Annotated in this window: 24 protein-coding genes and 1 tRNA gene; 4 read left to right on the top strand and 21 right to left on the bottom strand. The window is 33.9% G+C overall.

The features are described from left to right. Positions 1-134 precede the first annotated feature (134 nt). From AC1RPQ_RS05100 to cdaA, 15 genes are all read right to left on the bottom strand, one after another. Positions 135-617, bottom strand: coding sequence for a universal stress protein (locus AC1RPQ_RS05100; protein WP_481761421.1), 483 nt, complete (start codon positions 615-617; stop codon positions 135-137). 41 nt (positions 618-658) lie between these two features. After that, the gene (locus AC1RPQ_RS05095) at positions 659-832 is read right to left on the bottom strand and encodes a hypothetical protein (protein WP_409022253.1); all 174 of its coding nucleotides are present in this window, start codon (positions 830-832) and stop codon (positions 659-661) included. A 56-nt stretch (positions 833-888) separates the two neighbouring features. After that, positions 889-2,040, bottom strand: a complete 1,152-nt coding sequence (locus AC1RPQ_RS05090) for an aminotransferase class I/II-fold pyridoxal phosphate-dependent enzyme (protein ID WP_481761422.1) — start codon at positions 2,038-2,040, stop codon at positions 889-891. A gap of 89 nt (positions 2,041-2,129) precedes the next feature. Next, the gene (locus AC1RPQ_RS05085; RefSeq protein ID WP_481761423.1) at positions 2,130-3,809 is read right to left on the bottom strand and encodes an oleate hydratase; all 1,680 of its coding nucleotides are present in this window, start codon (positions 3,807-3,809) and stop codon (positions 2,130-2,132) included. A 3-nt stretch (positions 3,810-3,812) separates the two neighbouring features. Next, entirely contained in the window at positions 3,813-4,157 is a 345-nt protein-coding gene (locus AC1RPQ_RS05080; RefSeq protein WP_409022250.1) for an ArsR/SmtB family transcription factor, read from the bottom strand. Positions 4,158-4,335: 178 nt separating this feature from the next. Then, positions 4,336-5,037, bottom strand: coding sequence for a ribonuclease H family protein (locus AC1RPQ_RS05075; RefSeq protein WP_481761424.1), 702 nt, complete (start codon positions 5,035-5,037; stop codon positions 4,336-4,338). Positions 5,038-5,184: 147 nt separating this feature from the next. After that, the gene (locus AC1RPQ_RS05070) at positions 5,185-5,337 is read right to left on the bottom strand and encodes a hypothetical protein (RefSeq protein ID WP_409022248.1); all 153 of its coding nucleotides are present in this window, start codon (positions 5,335-5,337) and stop codon (positions 5,185-5,187) included. 151 nt (positions 5,338-5,488) lie between these two features. Further along, a tRNA-Asn gene (locus AC1RPQ_RS05065) sits at positions 5,489-5,560 on the bottom strand. A gap of 77 nt (positions 5,561-5,637) precedes the next feature. After that, complete coding sequence (locus AC1RPQ_RS05060) at positions 5,638-5,946, bottom strand: hypothetical protein (RefSeq protein WP_409022247.1); 309 nt, start codon at positions 5,944-5,946, stop codon at positions 5,638-5,640. Positions 5,947-6,181: 235 nt separating this feature from the next. After that, a complete protein-coding gene (locus AC1RPQ_RS05055) occupies positions 6,182-7,246 on the bottom strand; it encodes an ABC transporter ATP-binding protein (RefSeq protein ID WP_481761425.1) in 1,065 nt (354 codons plus the stop codon). A 150-nt stretch (positions 7,247-7,396) separates the two neighbouring features. After that, a complete protein-coding gene (locus tag AC1RPQ_RS05050) occupies positions 7,397-8,107 on the bottom strand; it encodes a glucosamine-6-phosphate deaminase (RefSeq protein WP_481761426.1) in 711 nt (236 codons plus the stop codon). Positions 8,108-8,257: 150 nt separating this feature from the next. Continuing rightward, on the bottom strand, positions 8,258-10,075 hold the full coding sequence (glmS, locus tag AC1RPQ_RS05045; RefSeq protein WP_481761427.1) for a glutamine--fructose-6-phosphate transaminase (isomerizing): 1,818 nt from the start codon (positions 10,073-10,075) through the stop codon (positions 8,258-8,260). A 215-nt stretch (positions 10,076-10,290) separates the two neighbouring features. Further along, positions 10,291-11,646, bottom strand: coding sequence for a phosphoglucosamine mutase (gene glmM, locus AC1RPQ_RS05040; protein ID WP_409022243.1), 1,356 nt, complete (start codon positions 11,644-11,646; stop codon positions 10,291-10,293). Positions 11,647-11,667: 21 nt separating this feature from the next. Next, a complete protein-coding gene (locus AC1RPQ_RS05035; RefSeq protein ID WP_481761428.1) occupies positions 11,668-12,801 on the bottom strand; it encodes a CdaR family protein in 1,134 nt (377 codons plus the stop codon). Then, positions 12,798-13,640 carry a diadenylate cyclase CdaA gene (gene cdaA / locus AC1RPQ_RS05030; RefSeq protein ID WP_409022241.1) on the bottom strand — a complete coding sequence of 281 codons (843 nt, stop codon included), beginning with the start codon at positions 13,638-13,640 and terminating at the stop codon, positions 12,798-12,800. Before cdaA ends, AC1RPQ_RS05035 begins: the two co-directional genes overlap by 4 nt. A gap of 156 nt (positions 13,641-13,796) precedes the next feature. On the opposite strand from cdaA, the gene AC1RPQ_RS05025 reads away from it, so the two are divergent. Further along, positions 13,797-14,453, top strand: a complete 657-nt coding sequence (locus AC1RPQ_RS05025; RefSeq protein ID WP_481761429.1) for a DUF1361 domain-containing protein — start codon at positions 13,797-13,799, stop codon at positions 14,451-14,453. 38 nt (positions 14,454-14,491) lie between these two features. On the opposite strand, the gene AC1RPQ_RS05020 is transcribed toward AC1RPQ_RS05025, so the two are convergent. Together AC1RPQ_RS05020 and murB are read right to left on the bottom strand one after the other, a co-directional pair. Then, on the bottom strand, positions 14,492-16,609 hold the full coding sequence (locus tag AC1RPQ_RS05020; protein WP_481761430.1) for a cation:proton antiporter: 2,118 nt from the start codon (positions 16,607-16,609) through the stop codon (positions 14,492-14,494). Positions 16,610-16,629: 20 nt separating this feature from the next. Next, a complete protein-coding gene (gene murB / locus AC1RPQ_RS05015) occupies positions 16,630-17,529 on the bottom strand; it encodes a UDP-N-acetylmuramate dehydrogenase (protein ID WP_481761431.1) in 900 nt (299 codons plus the stop codon). A 189-nt stretch (positions 17,530-17,718) separates the two neighbouring features. On the opposite strand from murB, the gene AC1RPQ_RS05010 reads away from it, so the two are divergent. Both AC1RPQ_RS05010 and AC1RPQ_RS05005 read left to right on the top strand, forming a co-directional pair. Then, positions 17,719-18,252, top strand: coding sequence for a 3'-5' exonuclease (locus AC1RPQ_RS05010; protein ID WP_409022237.1), 534 nt, complete (start codon positions 17,719-17,721; stop codon positions 18,250-18,252). An 81-nt stretch (positions 18,253-18,333) separates the two neighbouring features. Next, the gene (locus AC1RPQ_RS05005; RefSeq protein WP_481761432.1) at positions 18,334-18,807 is read left to right on the top strand and encodes a glutathione peroxidase; all 474 of its coding nucleotides are present in this window, start codon (positions 18,334-18,336) and stop codon (positions 18,805-18,807) included. Positions 18,808-18,858: 51 nt separating this feature from the next. On the opposite strand, the gene tsaE is transcribed toward AC1RPQ_RS05005, so the two are convergent. The 3 genes from tsaE to AC1RPQ_RS04990 are packed head-to-tail and all read right to left on the bottom strand — an operon-like array spanning position 18,859 to position 21,016. Next, the gene (tsaE, locus tag AC1RPQ_RS05000; RefSeq protein WP_481761433.1) at positions 18,859-19,314 is read right to left on the bottom strand and encodes a tRNA (adenosine(37)-N6)-threonylcarbamoyltransferase complex ATPase subunit type 1 TsaE; all 456 of its coding nucleotides are present in this window, start codon (positions 19,312-19,314) and stop codon (positions 18,859-18,861) included. A 16-nt stretch (positions 19,315-19,330) separates the two neighbouring features. After that, entirely contained in the window at positions 19,331-20,320 is a 990-nt protein-coding gene (pta, locus tag AC1RPQ_RS04995; protein WP_481761434.1) for a phosphate acetyltransferase, read from the bottom strand. Positions 20,321-20,335: 15 nt separating this feature from the next. Then, positions 20,336-21,016: a uracil-DNA glycosylase gene (locus AC1RPQ_RS04990; RefSeq protein ID WP_481761435.1), complete on the bottom strand. Its 681-nt coding sequence runs from the start codon at positions 21,014-21,016 to the stop codon at positions 20,336-20,338. Between the two features lie 126 nt (positions 21,017-21,142). Here AC1RPQ_RS04990 and AC1RPQ_RS04985 point away from each other — a divergent pair, with 126 nt between their 5' ends. Then, on the top strand, positions 21,143-22,009 hold the full coding sequence (locus AC1RPQ_RS04985; protein ID WP_481761436.1) for a Cof-type HAD-IIB family hydrolase: 867 nt from the start codon (positions 21,143-21,145) through the stop codon (positions 22,007-22,009). A gap of 215 nt (positions 22,010-22,224) precedes the next feature. On the opposite strand, the gene AC1RPQ_RS04980 is transcribed toward AC1RPQ_RS04985, so the two are convergent. Continuing rightward, on the bottom strand, positions 22,225-23,187 hold the full coding sequence (locus AC1RPQ_RS04980) for a zinc-binding dehydrogenase (RefSeq protein ID WP_481761437.1): 963 nt from the start codon (positions 23,185-23,187) through the stop codon (positions 22,225-22,227). Positions 23,188-23,267 lie beyond the last annotated feature (80 nt).

Raw genomic sequence — 23,267 nt, 5'->3', positions numbered from 1 at the left:
ATCCTCACTATATTTTAATTTACTATGGTTAATCTTATCATATATACGAACAATTATGTTATTTTTTTATTAAAAAAGAGCAAAAAACTGTAAAATGAGTTTTTCGCTCTTTTAACATTCATATTTTTAAAATATTATCTGATGACACTAACGGAACATTGTGCATTTTGAGCCATATAACTAGCTTGAGAGCCAATAAATAATTTCTTTGAATTACTTGGCGTATTCGTTTTTGAACCGCAAATTAGAATATCCGGTTTAAAATCTGGAATAACCTTCTCAACAATTTCAGAACCTGGTCTACCAGCAGAAACAATTGCTTGTACATTTTTAACGCCAAAATCATGCGCCTTATCTACATAGCGTTCGATACTTTCTTCAAGTAATTTTTTATTTTCTTTGATAACAACTGGTGACATAGAATCAAAAATATTCATATCACCTGTCTCTAATATTGAAACAATCCCTAAAGGAATTTGTTGTAACTTAGCTAACGCTACCGCATAATTAAAAGCTAAAATTGATGATTCAGAATCATCCTCATCTATGGCAACTAAAACGCGTTTAAAAGTTACCGGTGTTATGTCAAAGTCCAACTTTTCTAATCTATTATTCATATCGTCACTCCTCACTTGTTTTGTTGCCATTATTGATGATTTTACTTACGCCAGTTACTTGGGCTCCAAAGCTGCCCTTCCATTGAGCCATGCAAGCTCTCAATTTCAACTGACTGATCTTTTAATAGCGCAATTGTAGCTTCAATCAATAATTGGTTTTCTTCTGTTTCAATTTTTTTAAGCTCAGCAATTGTCCAGTCAACATTTCCATCCATTTTAATCACTCCTTTTACTCATACAAACGTACCATAATTAGATTAATAAATTGAATTTAATGCTTACTATTTTCCAAGGCGATGATGAGTTTTGCTAACTGTTCATCACTTGCAGCAAAACTTATTCTAAAGTAGCCCTCACCAAATTCTGTGAATGCACTACCTGGAACAACAGCTACCTTTTCTTTCAGAGCAAGTTGCTGACAAAATTCAACTGACGTTAATTTTAGTTTTTTAGGTATTTCAACGAATAAATAAAAGGCGCCATCTGGTTTAATTAAATTATAACCTAATTTTTCTAAGGCTGTTACCAATCTATCACGACGAATATGATAAGCATCTCTCATTGGTACACTATCTTGCTTCCCATTTTTAACAGCTTCAAGTGCAGCTACTTGTGATAAAGTTGCCGCGGTCGTTACGTGATATTGGTGGACCTTTTTCATAGCATTAATTAATCGTTCTTCAGCTAATACAAACCCAATCCGCCAACCGGTCATTGCATGTGATTTAGACAATCCCATTATTAAAATTGTCCCTTCAGGATACAAATTAGCCATGGAAATATGCGGTTGTTCATAGGTTAACTCGCAGTAAATTTCATCGCTCATCACCCAAATGTCATGTTTTTTCAAAACATCTTTAATAGAAGATAACTCAATTTTACCATAAGAAACACCGGTAGGGTTAGTTGGATAATTAAATATAAATCCAACGATAGCTTTATTCTTATTTTCCTGCAATGTCTTTTCAATAAGCTCTGCCGTTACCCTAAAGTTCGTCGTACGTGTATCCATAAAAATAGGTTTAACGCCTTGTAACTGCATTAATGGCAAGTAAGCTGGATAACAAGGAACTGGTACTAAAATGTAATCTCCTGGTGTTGTTACCGTCTTTAATGCTGTAGCAATTGCCTCAGTTGCCCCAACGGTCACTAAAACATTCTTTGCGTCATAAGCCAATTCAAACTTTTCATTATAATAATCAGCAGTTGCCTGTCGTAATTCTGGATTACCAGCTGAGGCTTCATAATGTGTTTGTCCGTTATCAAGCGCTGTTTTTGTAGCGTCCATAATATGTTGAGGTGTGATGAAATTAGGTTCACCTAACGTTAACTTATCGATACCGTCTATTTTGGAGACCCATTCATCAAATCGACGAATACCTGATAATTGTATCTGATCAGCTACTGTATTTATTTTGATCATTAAGACACCTTCTCCGAATTAGAATGAATCTTAATTATACATCAAAAAAATAACGATTTATAAAAATTCTTATAAATCGTTATTTCAACTTATCTAAACATTGTTTTCGTTGCTTTTGCCAAAACTTTTGGCATTTTTTCATAATGATGTAATGGTGTTAATTGCGTATCTGAAATTCCTAAGAACTTATACACAGCAATTTGTGCACAACGGAACGAATACTGTTCTGTAAAGACCATATCAAATGGCATTTCTGCAAATTGACTAATAAAGGCCAAATTCTTTGAATGTTCAGGTACAACGTCAGGACGATCACCAATTGCGCGACGGTTAAATAAGGCACTCGCATATGGCATATAAACAGGTATAACATTAACAACACTATCCATAATTTCATCTGTACGTTGGCTAATATTATTCGTAGCTGTATCTGTTTGAGCCAAATGGCCTAATAATTCTTCTAACATTTCGCGACCAGTCATCTCGATAAATGGTTTTTGAACAAAATCACCCTTGCGACGAGGATATAAACAGTAACCCCAGAATACAGTCTCATTTTCTTTTTGAGCATGGAAATGAGGTTGATGATGAACCACGATTGATAATAAATTATTACTATCAACCCAGGTATTCAATGCATTACCAGGTTCTTGTTGTGTAATCCGTGCAATTTCATTTACTGCTAAATGATTATCAGTTGTGACTGTAAAACTCATCCATTCACTTTGTTGACGATCATTAAAGAATTTATCTGGTTTACCTAAGTTATAGAAATGTTCAGTAGCTTGTTTCCATAATTTAGCACTAGGTGCATAGTCCATATTTTCCACAATCGGTGTATCAATATCGCCCATTGATGAACTATCTGTAATTGAACCATTCGTATCAAATACTAAATCGCCATCATTAATAATGATTTCGCCGACTTTATTATCATTATCGACTTCTTCATATTCAAGACCAGTGACAACAATATCGTCACGTAAAGCTGTATCTTTAAATTTAAATTCAGTTATCTTACGGTTATCCACAAAGGTTACACCACGGTCTGTAAGATATTTACGCATTGGTAAAATAATACTTTCATATTGGTTATATGGTGTTCTTGTAACACCTTCCAATGTGTTAATACGACTGAATTCAAGAATCATTCGGTTCATATAACGACGTAATTCCATTGCTGAACTTTCCTTTTTGAAGGCAAAAGTTGTTTGCCACATATACCAGAAATTAGTTGTAAACATGTGTGGACTATTTTCAAACCATTTTTCAATACTGATATCATTAATCTCTGATTCCTTTGATTCAGGCATCGTCATTAATTTTGTTAGTAAAACGCGATCTCGTGTATTAAATTGCATATGACGATAATCATTCTTACCGCCTTTATTTCTAATACCATCCATTTTATCAATTAAGCGTGCAATATCATGCGTTGGATGTGCATGATCAAAATCTAAAATTTCATCTGTAACTGTCTTTCCAGGATTATCCAATGATGGCACTTCTCGAAGAACATCCCATAAGTTTTCATATGTTTCTTCATTCAACATACGACCACCTTTAGCTAGGAATCCTTTTTGATTACTCAAACCTTGGTTACCATATTCAGTCACATAATCTTTAACTGCAGCGCCATCATTAGCACCATGTTTTTCTAAACCAAACATCGTAATTTGGTCACCATGCCAGCCACCATCACGAATTAAATAGATACCTGCTGCTAAGTTACCAACACCTGTACCAATCATATATGCTTTTTGAGTCATAATCTATTCCTCCTTCGATTTTTCGCCTTCACGAATCATTTTAATTAAATGTTCCAAACGGTTTAATGTTTTTTCAGGTGTTAAAAAGTAAAAACGTTTTAATCCTGTTTGTTTATAATCAATAAGTCCCACATTTTTTAAAACTTTCAAATGATGTGAAACTGCCGGTTGTGATAACGCCATGCGGTCAACCAGCTCAGAAACCGTTAACTCTTGCCGTGACTTAGAACCTAGCAAAATAATTAATCGTTGTCTTTTTTCATCTGCCAAAGCGTTCAAAATATCTAGATTGGAAATAAATTCCTGTAGCGCTTCGGATTGCCCTGGTTCTAATTCTTCAGCTTCCATTGTCAATCATCCCCCTATATCTATCTTCATGAATATAATAACACCACGTTAGAATTTTAGCAACCGCTTTCAGTAAACGTTTTAATTTACTGCCTAATCTTTTTTATTCATCTTAATTTGAATTCATTTAAATAAAAAAAGTGGCTCTCTACATTAGTAGAAATCCACTTCACCTATCTTACATTTTATCCATTGTTTCATTTAATAATTCATCAACTTTATTATTACCTTCATTATCTGCATGACCCTTTGTCCATTCAAAATCAACATTAGTGAAAGCTGGTATTAATTCAGCAACTTGTTGCCAAAGTTCGACATTAAGTACTGTTTGACCATCCGCTTTTTTCCAATTTCGACGTTGCCAACCTACTAACCAATTTTTTTGAATTGCATTCAAGACATACTTCGAATCTAATATAAATACGACGTGTTCTTCTCGTAATCCTAAATCAATTAATTTTTTCATAGCTTGAAGAAATGCCATAATTTCCATATGATTATTAGTTTTACCTTTTTCACCATCTGTACCAGAAAAGGTCTCACCCGGTGTTTTAATATAAAAAGCCCATGCCGCAGTATCTTCTGCTAGGACGTGACCGCCTAATTTATTACCATGATTTCTCGAACCACCATCAGTCCAGACTTGAATTGAATCTGAAGTTAAAGTTACGGATTGATGAACTGCTGTCGCACTTTTTTTACTACCTGTCGCTGTTGGTCTAGGTGCCCCATCATCCATCCAATTTTGGGCTTCATCTCGCGTTTCAAATCCTTTGTATCGTGCCCCATCGTATCCATTAACCAACTTTGCCACATCAGGCCATTTTGTGAAAATACCCGTTTTACGTCCTTTATATACTGCATAAAAATTCTTAGCCAATTTAAATCACTCCATTAGTCAGTTTATTGATTCTTTTATTGTAAGCTAAAAGGCACTAAAAATATATTTAAATAAAAAATACTCATTCTAAAGTATGCAAAAAAACCACCGTTCTAATCAACGGTGGCCATCATTTATTTAACTAAATTATGCTTTTTTTGCTGCAACTGCTGCGTCGTTAGCTTTGCTTTCTTTTAAGAAAGTAGCAAGTTCTTGTTGTTTACGACGACGGTTCTTTTTGTTTGGAGTATTAACTGGACGACGATCGTTACCGACACCTGTATGGTTGTTTGATGACATTTCGCAATCCCCCTTTCTTACAATCTCTTAATTTTAAACTGTATTCAGAAATAATTCAAGTTAATCATTAATTTCTTATAATGGACTCAAAAAATTAAGTTCATAAATAAAAAAAGATAACCGGCAGTAAGTCGATCATCCTCTATGAATACTGCTCAGGTAGGGATCGAACCTACGACATCTTGATTAACAGTCAAGCGTTCTACCGCTGAACTACTGAGCAATCTTTATAATTCATTTCTGTCTATACTATTTTATACCATAGGTTAACCTATTTTGTAAAGATATTTTTGGTAATATTTACTCAATATGATTGTCTTTTAATATCGCATTCAAATCATTTTGAGCTTCTTCTGTTTTATGCCACTCTTGATATTCAGTAAATGCTTCTAGTGGCATTTCAAAATTTTGATTAATATATTTTTCATAATTAATAACGTGTGATGATCTGGGAATATTTAACTGTAGAATACGGACTTCTTTCAATAAATCTCTTTGAACTGCAAGTTCTGCTCTCCCATTTTGTACCATGTTCGATAATTCAAAATATTTAGAACCATCTTTTCTAGTAATTTCTTCAATTAATGATAAAACTTCATGACTTTTCATATTGAACCCAACTTTCTACATCTATTCTCTTAATTAAGTATAAACACATTTGACAATAAGTACAACAAGCACAAAAAAAGCCACTACATCGCAATAGTGGCTAGCATAAGAGAGAAAGAGAATTGATAAAGGTAATTCATATACCTTACAAACTTAAGATAACATCAAATGTAAGCGTTGTCAATAGTTTGTATTAAAAAAGTGCTGTCGAATGATCTACGCCAACACTTTCCTATTATTTCGTATTATCTGGATGAACAATACTTGTTGGGTTCTCAATAATATGACTTATTGAATGCCCTGATATATTTACTAAACTAAAGAATACCACAGCGACTAAAATCACAGCTGTTAGCACCTTACTTGGTTTAGACATTTTTTCATTTAAAACAGAGCCATAGAAATCCTTTTTTACCTTTTCGGTAATAACTTGCTTTGAAACGCCTAAATTTGCTTCATCAGCACTTTCTTTGTCTACTTGGTTAATAAGATAGTCATCGATACTAAACGCTTTTTGAGCCTCTTTTTGTTTCTTTTGGTACGCTGTTTTTTCTTTTTTTGATAATTTTTTAAACCAATCAATATAAGCTTTATATTTAGTGACAACTTCTTTAGTAGGACCAACTTGTTTTAAATCACCATATTGGATCCATGCGACACGATCGCATAGCATTTCAATTTGTTTTAATGAATGACTAACAAAAATAATTGTTTTTCCTTGTTCTTTAAATTCGTTAATTTTATCAACACATTTTTGATAAAAAGTATCATCGCCAACTGACAATGCCTCATCAATAATCAAAATATCAGGATCAATATGCACGGCAATAGCAAAGCCTAAACGAGATTTCATCCCACTAGAATAGCTTTTAACGGGTTGATAAACAAAATCACCTAAATCAGCAAAATTAATAATTTCATCTAAAATATCATCAATTTGTTGGTTAGTTAGACCCTGCATTAAACCTTTTAATCGAATATTTTCTAATCCGGTTAGTTGGCCTCTCAATCCAGCGCCGATAGCAATAATAGAAGTTTCTCCGCGAACATCTACAATACCGGTTGTTTGTGGAATAATCCCCGAAATAATATTGGATAACGTTGATTTACCTGAGCCGTTAACGCCAATTAAACCAAGTGTTTCTCCACTCATAACATCCATCGAGATTCCTTTAAGAGACCAAAAATGAGGTACCGTCGTACTTTTAAAAGAAAAGAATGATTTGATATGTTCAGATTTTGTTTTAAATAAGTCATATTCTTTTGTGACATTTTTTACTCTAATTTTATAATCGACCATTTTTTCAACTTCCTAAAAACGTATTTTCTTACAATTGTCATCATGTTACTAGACTTACTATCAGCCGTCAAGCAAGCACAAAACACAAATAGAACCAATCCATTTATTTTAACGCTTTAAATGAATTAGTTCTACATATGGATGATAATTTTATTTATTTTTTAATAAACTTGCAGCTGCTTCATCAACAATGACAACTACATCATCATGATTTTGTAAGAAACTTGCAGGTAGGTCTTCTGTTATAGGGCCTTCAATCATTCCCTTAATAGCTTCTGCCTTACTTTCACCAAAAGCTTCAAGTAAAATCTTGTGCGACTTCATGATTGATCCAATACCCATTGAATAAGCATATTCAGGAACATCATTTTCGTTATCAAAGAAACGTGCATTTGATTTGATCGTTGACTCCGTTAAATGAACTTTATGTGTCAAGCTATCTTCAGCTGTTCCAGGTTCATTGAATCCAATATGACCATTTTTACCAATACCCAAAATTTGTAAATCAATTGGATTATCTTCAATAATTTTGTCATAACGTTTTGTTTCTTTTTCTGAATCACTTTCAAGACCATTAGGTAAGTAAGATGTCTTAAATGGTTTTTTACTAAATAAATTTTCATTCATAAAGTAACGGTAACTTTGTGAATCTTTTTCACCTAAACCAACATATTCATCTAAGTTAACTGATGTTGAATCCGTAAAATCTAAGTCACTGGCTGTAATTGCGGCATAGGTTGTTAATGGTGTGCTTCCTGTAGCAAGTCCAAAGACTTTAGCATTTGCTTCTTTAGCAGCTTTAAAAATTTCGTAGCCTTTTTGGCCACCCTCGTTTTGGTCTTTAACAATAATTAATTTCATTTGATTGTCCTCTTTTCAATTATTTATTCCTCTAATTGGTATAGTCCAATAATACAATATCATTTTAAAAAAAGCAATAGGTCTATACCAAATAATAAACAAAAAAATGATACTACCCTTAAACAGGTAATATCATTTCTTCAATCTATCTTATTCGACAGTAACACTCTTAGCTAAATTACGAGGTTTATCAACATCATAGCCACGGTTTAGGCTTGTATAGTAAGCCAATAATTGTGCAGGCACAATACTTACTAACGGTGTTAATAAGTCAGAAACATCTGGTAATACAATTTGATCACCCTCGTTTGCTAATGTCTCTGTTGAGATGATAATTGTATTTGCTCCACGAGCCAAGACTTCTTGAACATTGCCTCGTGTATGACTTGCAGTCGGTTTATCAGTAATAATAGCTACAACTGGTGTGCCTTCTTCAATCAAGGCAATAGTTCCATGTTTTAATTCACCAGATGCAAAACCTTCCGTTTGAACATAAGAGACTTCTTTTAATTTAAGTGCAGCTTCAATTGAAACATCGTAATCAATACCACGACCAATATAGAAAGCGTTACGCGTTTCACTTAAGAATTCTTTCGCTAAGTCATTAATTGAGTCTTTATCATCAACCATAGCTTGCATAGCATTTGCAACCATTGTTAATTCATGATAAACATCAAAATTAAGAGCTTTTGTTTGTTTTGTAACTGTTCCTAACGCTTTTGCTAAAAGTGCTTCAACGGCAATTTGAGCTGTATATGCCTTAGTTGAGGCAACTGCTATTTCAGGACCAGCATGTAATAATAACGTATATGTTGCCTCACGAGAAAGTGTAGAATTTGCTGAATTTGTAATTGTTAAACTTGGGTACATCATTTCGTTAACTTTTACAAGAACCTGACGGCTATCAGCTGTTTCACCACTTTGTGATAAGAAAATAAAGAATGGTTTTTCTGAAAGTAATGGCATATGATAACCAAATTCTGAAGCAACATGTACTTCTGTTGGTACATTAGCTAAACCTTCAAATAATTCTTTTCCAACTAATCCGGCATGGTAACTTGTCCCTGCAGCAACAATATAGATGCGATCAGCAGCTTTCATTGCGTTTAAAATACTATCATCAATTTTAACAGTTTCTTCATTTTCAACATACTCACTCAATAAACGTCGCATAACAGCTGGTTGTTCATCGATTTCTTTTAGCATGTAGAATGGATATGCGCCTTTTTCTGAATCGCTATCATCCATTTCAACATGATATGAATCACGTGATACGGCTTCACCAGCTTTATTTTCAATTTCAATAGAGTCAGGTTTAACAATAACCATTTCACCATCCATGAGTTCAATGAAGTCATGTGTTTCTTTCAACATTGCCATGGCATCACTGCAGACAACATTAAAGCCATCCCCAACACCAATTAATAAAGGACTCTTATTCTTAGCCACAAACAATGTTTCTGGTTCTTCACGATCCATCATCAAGAAAGCATATGAAGAACCTTCAAGTAATGATAAAACTTTTTTGAATGCTTGTTTAGCAGTTAAATTTTCTTTATTTGCAAAATATCCAATTAATTGAACAACAACCTCAGTATCTGTTTCACTAACAAAATTTACGTCTTTTAAATATTGTTCTTTTAACTCAGAAAAATTAGTGATAACGCCATTATGTACAAGGTAAAAGCGGCCATCTTCAGAAACATGAGGATGGGCATTAAATTTACTTGGTACGCCATGTGTTGCCCAACGCGTATGTCCAATTCCAGCAGTTCCATGAACCTTATCATCAATGGCCGACTTCAAATTCGAAATACGTCCAGCCTCTTTAACAAGGTAATCTTCACCCGTTTTGTTATCAACAAAAATACCGGCTGAATCATAACCACGGTATTCTAATTTTTCCAAACCATTAATTAAAATTTCAACAGTATTCGTTTTTCCTGTTACGCCAACAATTCCACACATAGTTTATGTCATCCTTTTTTTAAATGTATTTTTTATTATTATTTTAAAATTGGTATAGATGTTTAAAAAACAAGTAACCCTTATCAATATCTATTAATATACCTTTCTGATATTTTTTTGTCAAGAATTAATATATTGGTCTATATTTTAAATCAACTTTAAAATAAAAAAAGAGTCATTTGAATTTTCATTCAAATGACTCTTTCGCTTAATTTCTAAACGCCCATTTCAGTTTGAACTGTTTGCACAATTCGATCAACATAAGCTTTAACTTCTTTTTCTGTTGGTGCTTCGGCCATAACACGTAATAAATTTTCAGTTCCACTAGGTCTCACAAGAACTCGGCCATCGCCGGCCATTTCTGCTTCAACTTCTGCAATACTATCTTTAATTTTTTGATTATCTAATGCAGCTTGCTTATCTGTCACTCTAACATTCACAAGTTCTTGTGGATAAGTCTGAACAGCTGCAGCTAATTCAGATAACTTCTTGCCTGTTTTCTTCATAACATTTAGCAATTGAATAGCAGTTAGCATCCCATCACCAGTTGTATTGTAATCTAAGAATACAATATGTCCAGATTGTTCGCCACCAATGTTGTAACCGTCAGCACGCATTTTTTCAACAACATAACGATCACCAACTTGTGTTTTAACTGATGTTAAATCAGCTGCTTCAAGTGCTTTGTATAGTCCAATATTACTCATAACAGTTGTCACAACTGTTTCTTTTTTCAAGCGACCACGTTCATTCATGTATAATCCACAAATGTACATAATTTTATCGCCATCAATAATATTACCTAATTCATCAACAGCAATACATCTATCACCATCGCCATCAAAAGCAATCCCGGCTTCAAGCTTATTTTCAACTACAAATTTAGCTAATCCTTCTGGATGTGTTGAACCAACGCCATCATTAATATTTAATCCATCAGGCGAAGTTGCCATTGTTTCAAATTCAGCATTTAAATCAGCAAACAAACGTGAAACAAGTCCACTTGTTGCGCCATTAGCTGAATCAATTCCAACATGAATTCCTTCTAAATCATCAGGAATTGTTTGTTCCAAAAATTGTGTATATTTCAGTACACCTTCTGGATAATCTGCTAATACTCCAAGGCCTTCACCTTCTGGTCTTGGCAAATCATCAGAATCTTTTTCTAATAAAACTTCAATTTCTTCTTCTTGTTCATCAGATAGTTTATAACCATCCGCACCAAAAAATTTAATGCCGTTATCTTGAACGGGATTATGTGAAGCTGAAATCATAATTCCAGCAACTGCATTTTGGGCACGTACAAGGTACGCTACACCAGGTGTTGAAATAACGCCTAATGAGAGTACTTCAATCCCAACTGATAATAACCCTGAAATCAAAGCTTGTTCAAGCATTTGACCAGAGATTCGTGTATCACGCGCAACAAGCACTTGTGGTCTATCGTTATTTTCAAGTTGTGCATGCTCTGATAGAACATACCCACCTAAACGTCCCAATCTAAATGCTAACTCAGGACTTAGTTCTTTATTTGCAATTCCTCTAACACCATCTGTACCAAAATATTTCATTATTTTCTCCTCACTAATTAATTAATTTAATGCGTTCGTTGATTCACTTGAACTACTTGAACTATCAGAACTTGTCGATGAAGACGAAGTAGCACTTTCACTACTTTCTGAACTGGTTTCAGAGCTCGTCGATGTCTGATCAGTTGTTGTTTCACTACTTTCAGTTTTTGATGCTGCGGTTCCACCAGAAGCACTAATTTTTACTTTAACAGATTCTGGATTTGATGAAATTAAATTATTCTTATCCAAATCGATACTAATTGTTTTCGTAACGGAATCACTAATCTTATTAATTGGTACCACAACATCAAGTTTACTTAATTTGCTTAAGGTTGATTCTGTACCCGTTACCGTTACTTGTTTTGTATCACTTGAAAACTTATACGTCTTCCCAGATACGCCAGTTCCACTTGAAACAAAATTCAAAGGTAATTTTTTAGTGGTTTTAGTACTCTCAACCGGTATTGTAACACCGACTGTTGATGGGGTCATGACGACATTTAAAGTTTTACCATTTACATCTAAGGCCTCAAGTAAGACTTCTTGTGAAATTGTTGACTTGATCTGATTGCTGCTGACATTTACTTGTGCAACCACTTCTGAAATAGCATTCACATCGCCTTCCGCACCGGATGCAGAAATCGTATTATTATCTAAAACAGGCGTCCCACTCTTATACCCTTGCGCTAAACGACGTTCATTAAATTTCACCTGAATAGGGAATGTCGTTGTCTTACGTTTTTGTATATTAACAGAAATTGTAGCGGGACTAATTTTATAACTAATTTCTTTGTTTAATCCTTCTGCTTGTAACTTAACAACATGTTTTCCAGGATTTAAACCCTTTAAATCAGCAAACACTCTAAAGTTTTGTGTATTCACAGTTGTTGTAATTAAAGCGCCAGGACCGTCCAATGTTAATTTTACATTTTTAGGATATCCAGTAATAAAGTATTTATCACTATCGGCCGTAATTTGTAGGCCAGCCTCAATCGTTTTTGATTCATTTGCAACTAGACTCGTTGTTTTTGAATCGGAAAAATTATTTGTATTTGCTAACTGATCATAATTAACATAAACAAATAATAAAATTGCTAAAATTAAAGAGGTTCCAATAAAAAATGAGCGACTATTAAAAAATTTATTTAGATTCATTTTTTATCCCCCTTACGCCCGAAATGTTCAAAAAATTCCCAGAAAGGGTTGTTCTTTTTAGGTTCATCATCTTTAATTAATTCAGTATTCAATAATTTAAGGTAATCTTCTTGTGATAAATCACGAATAAGTTCGTTATTTCGCGTAATTGTCACTGAACCTGTTTCTTCTGACACAACAATCGTAATTGCGTCGGTTACTTCACTGATACCTACTGCAGCACGATGCCGAGTTCCTAATTCTTTTGGAATTAAGTTACTTTCAGATAATGGTAAGTAAGCCGCCGCAACAGCTATTTTATTATCTTTAATAATTACCGCGCCATCATGCAATGGTGTATTGGGAATGAAAATATTGATTAATAATGCACCCGTAATTTCAGCATCTAATGCAATTCCGGTTTCAATATAATCTTCCAATCCAGTGTTCATTTGGATAGTAATTAATGCCCCAATTCGACGTTTTGACATATATTGAATAGCTGAGTCTAGTCCAGCAATCATATGTTCTTCGTCTTTGTTTTTCTGTTTACCTCTTGAAAAAAATGATCCACGACCAAGATGTTCCAATCCACGTCTTATTTCCGGTTGGAAAATAACAACCATGGCGATAACACCCCAATTGATAACTTGATCCATAATCCAAGATACAGTTTGTAGCCCAACGACCACACTAATTAGCTTAATCACAACAATAATTATGATTCCTCTAAAAAGTTGAACCGCTTTTGTTCCTCGTAAAAGTACCATGAGTTCATAAACAACAAACCAGACAACGATAATATCTAGTATATTGACCATATGCCCCCACGTTACAAGACCACCCCAGTTAATGGACATCACTCGGCCTCCTCTATTTTATTAACCGTTTTATTATACCACGTTGTTAGATTTGTTTCCTCATCCCGCCATATTTTCTATTATCTACCGGATTATTAATTTGATTTCATCTCATTTTTTGCTACACTGAAGTTACTATAGAAAAGGATGACCATTATGATAAATACAAATGTAAAGCACGGTATCAGATTATTTTTTATATGTTACTTAATTATTATTTACTTATTCGTTTACAACCAACAATCACCTTTTAATTTTTTACTCTTAAATACATTTTTAGGTTATCTGCCAATTGAATTAGCTTTTCACATCAAAGATAAATTATCAAATACTTATTTTTGGCTGTTAACAGCAGCTTGGCTATTCTTTTATCCGAACGCGCCTTACCTATTAACTGATATTTTTCATTTAAGCTTACTGCATCCCTATGACATAATGACAGGATTAATTAAATTAGATATTCATATGTGGCTAAACTATACTTATTTGTTGGTAAGTACCTTATCATGTACGTTACTTGCACTCGTTGGATTTTCTCAAATTGCCGACCAAATTAAAGAACGACTACACTTAACACCTTATTATTTTCGTTATGTCGTTATATTTGGCCTAACTATTTTGTCATCTGTCGGTGTCTATATTGGTCGTTTTTTAAGATTACACACTGTTTACCTACTAACATCACCAAAATTAACATTAAAATTGATTGCCGATATGTGGACAATTAAAATGTTAGCTTTTGTCGTTTTACTAACAATAGTCCAACTAGTTATTATCATTTGCTTAGAAGTCTATAGAAAAACAATAAAATAGGTGTAACTCGCATATAAATTGCGAGTTACACCTATTTTTTAGTCCTCTTCAGAAAGCATAATAACATTTTCAGAATAATTAATATATTCACGTAAACTTGACGCTAATGACCATGTAATATAGCCTCGTTCCATCAATTCCTGCATCGCAGAACGTTCAGCCGCAATAGCCTTTAATCTAAGTTGGTAACTTTGTTCCTCAGATTCGGCTTGATTAATATTTTTGGTCCGTTTTAATGTTTCGATACGATTACGATAATAAACAATCAAATGATACATAGCTTGCTGCTTAAATTGTTGATTGCCATCATCAGATTTTTTAACATACGTTGATAGTGCTTTAATAGCTGCTTTTGCTAAAGCTTTTTCTATATTTCGTCGTTCATAAACCATTTTTAATTCTTTTTCAGAATAGAGTGTCCGTCTCACAACCTTACCTAATTGAACAAAGGCATGATTAATATTTCTAACCGTTACAAATGAGATTTTCCGATTATTAATTTGACCTAATTTCGCTTTTTGTTTCATAATTTTCTTACTAATAATTGAATAGTTTTTATTACTAATAGCCTGCTTTAATCTCATTTTATCTAACGCTTCGAGTTCTCCATCTAAAGCAATTCGCCTAATGTCTGCTTCTTCCTCAACAATTTGGCGTAATCGTTCATCATCCTGATCAGAAAACTCAAGTCGACGAATCATAAATTGATATTCTAAAATTAATTCATAGGCAACTTTTTGATTAGATTCTCGTCGTTCAGATTCCAAGCGACTAATAGCAACTCGCATAATATAAATACGAGCTTGCTTTTCATTGAACTGCGTATCTCCGCTATCACTAGTTATGATAGCATCCTCATCTTCAACTAAAGTAGCATCAGGAACCTCATTACTGGTTTTCATTATTCCTTTTTCTTTAGTTAAAAGAGGTAATATCAAAATTGCGGCTACTAAACTTAAAATAATCACGCCACCAGCAATAAATAACATTAATGAACGCTCTGGAAAAGCAGCACCTGTTTTTATTATCGTTGGGACTGTTAACACACCAGCCATTGTAATTGCACCACGAACACCTGAAAATCCTGATATTAACGCAATACGCCAACTTGGCTTTGCCTTATTTTTTGATTTATTTTTCTTAGAAATTAATAACATATTAATATACGTCCAAACAACACGAATCACGACTAAAAAGAGCCAGACGACAAAAACATCAATAATAGCCGAAAGAGTACTACTATTGTTATCTTCTAATGTCTTTGACATCGCAATTGGTAATTCAATTCCAAGAATAATAAACACAAATCCATTCAGGAGATAAACCACAATTTCCCAGGTTTTTTCAGTTACTAACTTAATTTCAGGTAAGTACGTCGCGAAAGTATTCTTACGCATACTAGAGATAACGCCAGCGACAACTACCGAAATAACACCTGATGCATGCAAAAATTCTTCCGTAAAAAGAAAAATGATGAAAGGTGTTAAAATTTGTAATATCGTATTAAAAACAACATCATTAATCCCTTGCCTCATTAAAAAATCTCGTATTGTTGAAATCAGCAACATTAACACTGCTCCCGAGATAAAACCAACAATCGCAATATACGTAAAATCACCAAGCGCCTGTCCAAATGAAAAATAGCCAGTAACCGCAGCAGCAATCGCGTATTTAAAGGCAATTAATCCACTTGCGTCATTAATTAAACTTTCACCACTAACCAAATTTAAAATATTACTTGGTAATTTTGCTTTTTCAGCAATCGATTGCACAGCAACTGGATCCGTTGGTGACAAAATAGCTGCCAGTGCGAATCCAACTGCTAATGGCATTTTTGGAATCAAAAGATGAATGAAAAATCCAACTACCACAGTTGTTAAGAAAACCAATAATATGGCATTCGCAAAAATGGAACCTCTTAATTTCCACAATTCACGTTTTGGAAATTTTCGACCATCATTAAATAATAGTGGCGCAATAAAGAGTAATAAGAACCAATCTGTTTCTAACTCAATTGAGACTTTAAAAATTAAGGCAACGACAAAGCCTAATGCTATCTGGATCAATCCAACGGGTATTGAAACCAGATAATGACTGATAACATTTGATAGTAAAACAAGTGCAGCTAAAACAATAACCGATTCAAGTAGCGGCATTTACCATCTTCCTTTCTACTTTAGTCTTCTCCGATAATTCTAACTTCCGTTTCTAATCTAACCTTAAATTTTTCCCACACAACGTTTTGAACATGCTTAATAACATCCATATAATCTGTTGCAGTAGCGCCGTCTACATTAACAATAAACCCGGCATGTTTCTTTGATACTTGTGCGCCACCAATTTGGTAGCCTTGTAACCCAGCTTCGTGAACTAGTACACCAGTATAGTGTCCATCAGGTCGCTTAAAAACACTTCCACATGATGGGTACTCTAAAGGTTGTTTAGATGCACGTAAAAAGTTAAACTCATCCATTTTTTCACGGATATCATATTTATTACCTTCTTTTAATACAAAGGTTGCTTCTAATATGATGTCATTATCATCTTGAATTTGACTATGACGATAGTCAAAGTTCATTTCTTCGTTAACTAGTGTTTTCACATAACCAGTACGTGTAATAACACTAACTTCACTCAATACCTGGCTGATATCACCATCATATGCACCAGCATTCATAAATACGGCACCACCAACACTCCCAGGAATCCCAGCAGCAAATTCAAAATTAGTCAAGCCAGCTTGGTAAGCTTCTTCTGTTGTCTCAATAAGTGAGGCACCAGCTTGCGCTATAATTTTCGTCCCAGATACAGCAATTTTATCCATATCCGTTAAAATGATTACAAGTCCACGAATACCGCCATCTTTCACAACTAGATTACTCGAATTTCCTAAAACAGTTAAAGGAATACCATTTTCATTGGCTGTATTCACCAAAATTTTAACATCTGACACTGCATCAGGAAAAGCTAAAAGATCAGCCATCCCTCCCGTTTCAGTATTTGTATATTTAGCAAGTGGTTCATTTTTTAAAATTTTAATAGATGGAAATAGTTCTACAAAAGTGTCAATTATCATTATTTATTCGATTCCTTTCAACATTTAGCAATTCCTTCTAGTTTAACACGTTCAATGTTTATTTTTCTATTTTAACGCACAAACAAGCGACTTTTAATTGTATAACCTAACTGTTATACTTTATTAACATTATTAGACCGAGTATTTTAATAACCTTATCAGTCATATCGAATTAAAAAGGAGTTAATTATGAATTTTGTTACAATGGATTTTGAAACTGCTAATAATCAGCGTCATAGCGCCTGTTCAATTGCTTTAACAGTTGTTCGAAATAATCAAATCGTTGATGAATTTTATTCACTTATTAAACCGGAAACACCTTTTAATTGGCGTAATGTTCAAATTCATGGTATTCACGAAGAAGACGTTGAATTTGCACCAAAGTTTCCAGAACTATGGTCACATATTTCGCCACTTTTCCAGAACAATAGTTTAATCGTGGCACATAATGCCCCCTTTGATAACAGTATTTTGCATAATACATTGGGTTATTATGGATTAGAGACACCCCAATTTTTATTGTTAGATACGGTTAGAACAAGTCGTAAATTATTCCCAGAATTTCCAAATCATAAATTAAATACGGTTTGTGATGAATTGGGAATCACGTTAACAAATCATCACAATGCCTTAGATGATTCCGTTGCTTGTGCCAATATCTTACTCTATCAAGAACACGAATTTGGACAAGAAATTTTAAAACCATTTGTGAAGCCAGCATAATCAAATTTAAGCACATTAATAGGGCTACTGTTTAAACTGTTATATGATGACCGTAATCAAACCAAATTGGGGGAAATTACAATGTCAATTTATGATTATCAGGTTACACTAGAAAATGGTGAAACTTATTCATTAGAAAAGTACAAGGATCACCCTTTATTAATTGTTAATACAGCCACTAAATGTGGTTTTGCGCCACAATTTAAACAATTAGAAGAATTATATGAGGATTATCAAGACCAAGGATTAGTGGTACTTGGGTTTCCATCGAATCAATTCCATCAAGAAGTCGATAATGATGCGCAAGCAGCAGCTACCTGTCGTATGACATATGGCGTTAGTTTTCCAATGCATACCATTCAAAATGTAAATGGAGAAGATGCGTTACCACTATTTAAATACCTGACTGATGAAACGCAAGGCGTGTTGGGTAGCTCAATTAAATGGAACTTCACTAAATTTTTAGTTAATCGTGATGGACAAGTTGTTAAACGTTATGCACCTAAGACTAATCCTTTAAAGATGAAACCAGAAATCGAAAAATTGGTTAAATAAAAACAAGTTAGCTGATACCCCCATTTAGAGGCTATCAGCTAACTTGTTTTTTTAGTTGAAATGGGCCAACATATTATCATATTGTAATCCATTACTTTCTAATTCGATAGTACGTAAATTATCATCATGATCATCTTTCAATAATGTAATTTTTAACCAATCATTTGGTAATTCATCCTGAATAAATTCAGACCATTCAACAACACTCACACCATCAGAATTAAAATATTCATCTAACCCTAAATCTGCGCCGCCCATCCCTTCAAGTCGGTAAACATCCATATGAAATAACGGCAAACGGCCCTCACGATATTCTCTCACAATTGGAAATGTTGGACTTTTAACGTTCCGCTTGATCCCTAACCCAACGGCTAAGCCTTTAGCAAAAGTTGTCTTTCCTGCGCCTAAATCACCATCCAATAACAAAATCATATTAGGTTCAACAAGCTGTCCAATTTTTTCGGCAATTTCTTGTGTTTCTTCTACAGAACTGACTTCAATATTCATTAATTATTTCACCATTTCATTCTAAACTTTGCGCAGCTGTAATAATACCAACCTTGTAAATTTCTTCTACGTTAGCACCACGAGATAAATCTGAAACCGGTTGGTTTAATCCTTGTAGGATAGGTCCGATAGCTTCAAATCCACCTAAACGTTGTGCAATTTTGTAGCCAATATTTCCAGATTGTAATTCAGGGAAAATGAAAACATTTGCTTGTCCTGCAACCTTTGATCCAGGTGCTTTTTGTTCACCAACACTCGGTACAAAAGCAGCATCAAATTGTAATTCGCCGTCAATCGCTTCATTTGGTGCTAGTTTTTGTGCAATTTCAGTTGCTTCTGCTACCTTTGATACCTCTGGTGCTTTAGCTGAACCTTTAGTTGAAAAACTAAGCATTGCTACTTTGGGATCAATATCAAAGAGACGAGCCGTCTGAATGCTTGCAATTGCCATTTCTGCTAATTCTTGAGCAGTTGGATTAATACTGATCGCAGCATCAGAAAATAAATACTTTTCTGTATCATTATTTCTGGTCATAATAAAGGCACCACTTGTCCGACTCACGCCTGGTTTCGTTTTAATAATTTGTAATGCAGGTCGAACGGTATCTCCAGTAGCGTGAACAGCTCCAGAAACCATCCCTTCAGCTAATCCCATGTAAACGAGCATTGTACCGAAATAATTAACATCGCGTAACATTTCTTCAGCTTGTTCAGGTGTATTTTTACCCTTACGTCGTTCAACAAAGGCCGTTTTCATCTCATTAAAATCTGTTTCAGAATATTGTTTAGGATCAAGTAATTCTACACCGATACCATCAAGAGTTAAATCGAGCTTTGTGGCTAACTCTTTCATTTTTGCAACATCCCCCAATAAAATAGGTTCTGCCAAATTATCTTCTGCTAATTTAACGGCTGCTCTTAGAATACGTTCTTCTTCCCCTTCAGGAAAAACTATTTTAATTTTTTTACTTTCAATTTTGCTTTTCAAACTTTCAAATAATGACATATCATTTCCTCCTAATTAAGTGTTACTGGGTAATTGCCAGTTAATCGGTGGCAATCCCTGACTTATTAAATTTTGATTTATTTGTGAAAATGGTTTCGATCCAAAAAAACCGCGGTAAGCAGATAACGGACTTGGATGAGGTGATGTTATCACAATATTGTGATCTGTATCAATTAATTTAATCTTATCTTGGGCTGTCTTCCCCCATAAAACAAAAATAATTGTCTGTGAAGATTCGGATAATCGTTCAATCACACCATCTGTTAATAATTCCCATCCATGATTACGATGAGAATTAGCGGCGCCATCTCTTACAGTTAAGACTGAATTTAACATCAAAACACCTTGCTCCGCCCAACTCTTCAAATAGCCATGATTAGCTGGTGGAATTCCTAAATCTGTTTCCAATTCTTTATACATATTCCGTAAAGAAGGTGGAATTTTTTCTCCTGGTAAAACAGAAAAACTCAACCCATGAGCTTGATGCTTTTCATGATAAGGATCCTGTCCCAATAAACAAACTCTAACGTCAGAAAATGGGGTCAGTTCAAAGCTTTCAAAAATGCGATTTTTTTCCGGATAAATCGTCTCATTTTGATATTCATTATCAATAAACGTTTCTAAATCAGCATATTTAGATTTTGCAAGCTCTTCGGTCAAAATGGGTTGCCAATCATTATCGACATTAATATTCATTGTCTAACACCTCACAGATTAAGTTTACCATATTAGTGAATACAAAAATAAATGATTTGATTAAAATATCGAGCGGTTTCATGTTAAAATGAAACCAGTAAATAAGATTAGAGGAGTGTTGAATTTATGATAAAAATTATTGCATCAGATATGGATGGTACTTTACTAAATGATCAAATGGTGATTTCAGAAAAAAACGCCGATGCGATTAAACAAGCACAAGCATTAGGAGTCCACTTTATCGTTTCTACTGGCCGTGGCTATACTGAAGTTAAACCTTTAATTACAGCAGCCGGGTTCAATAGTCCAATGATTACATTTAACGGCGCAGAAGTTTTAGATGGAAATGGTAAAACACTTAGTACAACACCTATTTCAAAAAAAGTCGTTCAAACTTTAGTTCAAACATTCAAAAAAGAAAATTTTTACTTTGAAATGACAACCTCAAACGGTGTTTATTCTGATAATCGTGCAAACCGTATTCAAAATGTAGCGCGTCTAATCTCTGATACAAATCCAGATACACCATTTAAAATGGCTGTTTCATTAGCTGCAGCTCGTCTTGAATTAATGAATATCAATTACGTTGATGATTACCAAACAGTCATCGATGATTCAAAAATTGATATTTTTAAATTAATTGTTTTCAGTATGGATGGTCAAGAAGAATTACTCCCTTTAAAAGCAAAAATTGAAGAAGAAGACTCACTTGTTGTTACCTCTTCTGCACCTACTAACCTTGAAATTAACAACGTAAATGCCCAAAAAGGGATTGCACTCCAAGCTTTCGCTAAAGAACTTAATATCCCAATGTCAGATGTCATGGCAATTGGAGATAACTTAAATGATGTTTCTATGTTAAAAGTTGCAGGCGTCAGTTACGCCATGGAAAATGGCCACGACGAGGTAAAACGTATTGCCAATCATTCAGCAAAAACAAATTCTGAAGATGGTGTTGGCTTAGCTATTCTTGAACAGTTAGCTGAAAAATAAATCGATTGAGACTAAAAAGTGTAATTAATTAGAAAAAATAAGTCTATAAAAACTGTTGTTGATAGTAGTTTAAAAACTATTACCAATAACAGTTTTTTTACAACGAAAAAAACAAAAGCCATAAGACTTTTGTTACGTAATCAATCAGCCCTGTTACTCTCCAACTATCAATTATGAAACCCATAATACGTCGCTAACCAATTTGGTACTTATCTTTATTCAGTTGTTAGTAACACGATTACTTTCCCAAAACTATCCTGATTTTGTAAGTAAGCATGCGCTAAAGGAACTTCACTTAGTTTGAAGTTTTTTTCTGGTTTCACATCAACATCATATTTTGAAATGTAGTCCAACAGATCATTCAATTTATCCTGACTGACATTGTCAGAGTAAAAACTAGTGAGGTAACTATTTTTCTCGATATCTATAATCGGATCAAATTCTTCTAAAAACCATTTACCTCCTAATTGTCCCGTACTACATAAAATGCCTCCTTCGTTTAAATGTTGAAAACTATCTTTTATAGTGGCAGGGCCAATTAATTCTAAAATTTTGTCATACTTCTTTTCAGTCTCTAATACACCAGTCTTATCTATTATTACATCATTAAAACCAGCGGACAATAATTGCTCATTTTTTGCTTGGCTCCGACTAGTACCATCAATTACAATATCAGGATATCTGGCCTTCAACAATTTAAGAAATGAAATACCTACTCCACTTGTGGCGCCTCTAACTAAAATTTTATCTTTTTTTGTAATTTTTAAGTTTTTCATTGAACCAAATGCTGTATAGTACGTTTCAGGAATAGTCGCAAGTTCTTTCCAAGATATATTTGTTGTTATTGGATATATTTGGTTATTTGGTAATGCTACATATTCAGCATAGCTGCCATCAAATGCGCGTCCCATTTCTCCCATAATGGAAATAACTTTTTTCCCTATAGGTAATCTTTCAGGATCGCTCGTTTCTTCAACAACACCCACACATTCAATGCCTAAAACCCTAGGAAACAAAACAGTTGGCGATTTTCCCTCTCTCGTAAAAATCTCCGATCTATTGATACCAAACCCTTTTATTTTAATTAAGGACCAGTTAGCTTTTATTTTAGGTAAATTTACCTCTTGGTAAATAAGCTTATCTGTTCCTCCTGCTTCATTAACAACAATTGCTTTCATAATTTTACTTTTCTCCTTTGCTAAAAAGCTTTTTTCAATTCAAATCATCGTAAACATCCTAATTTTTAGTAACTATACAT

It is taken from the genome of Dellaglioa sp. CoH-57-MRSF-21 (assembly GCF_056781915.1).
This window is presented reverse-complemented; position numbering and strand designations above follow the sequence as displayed.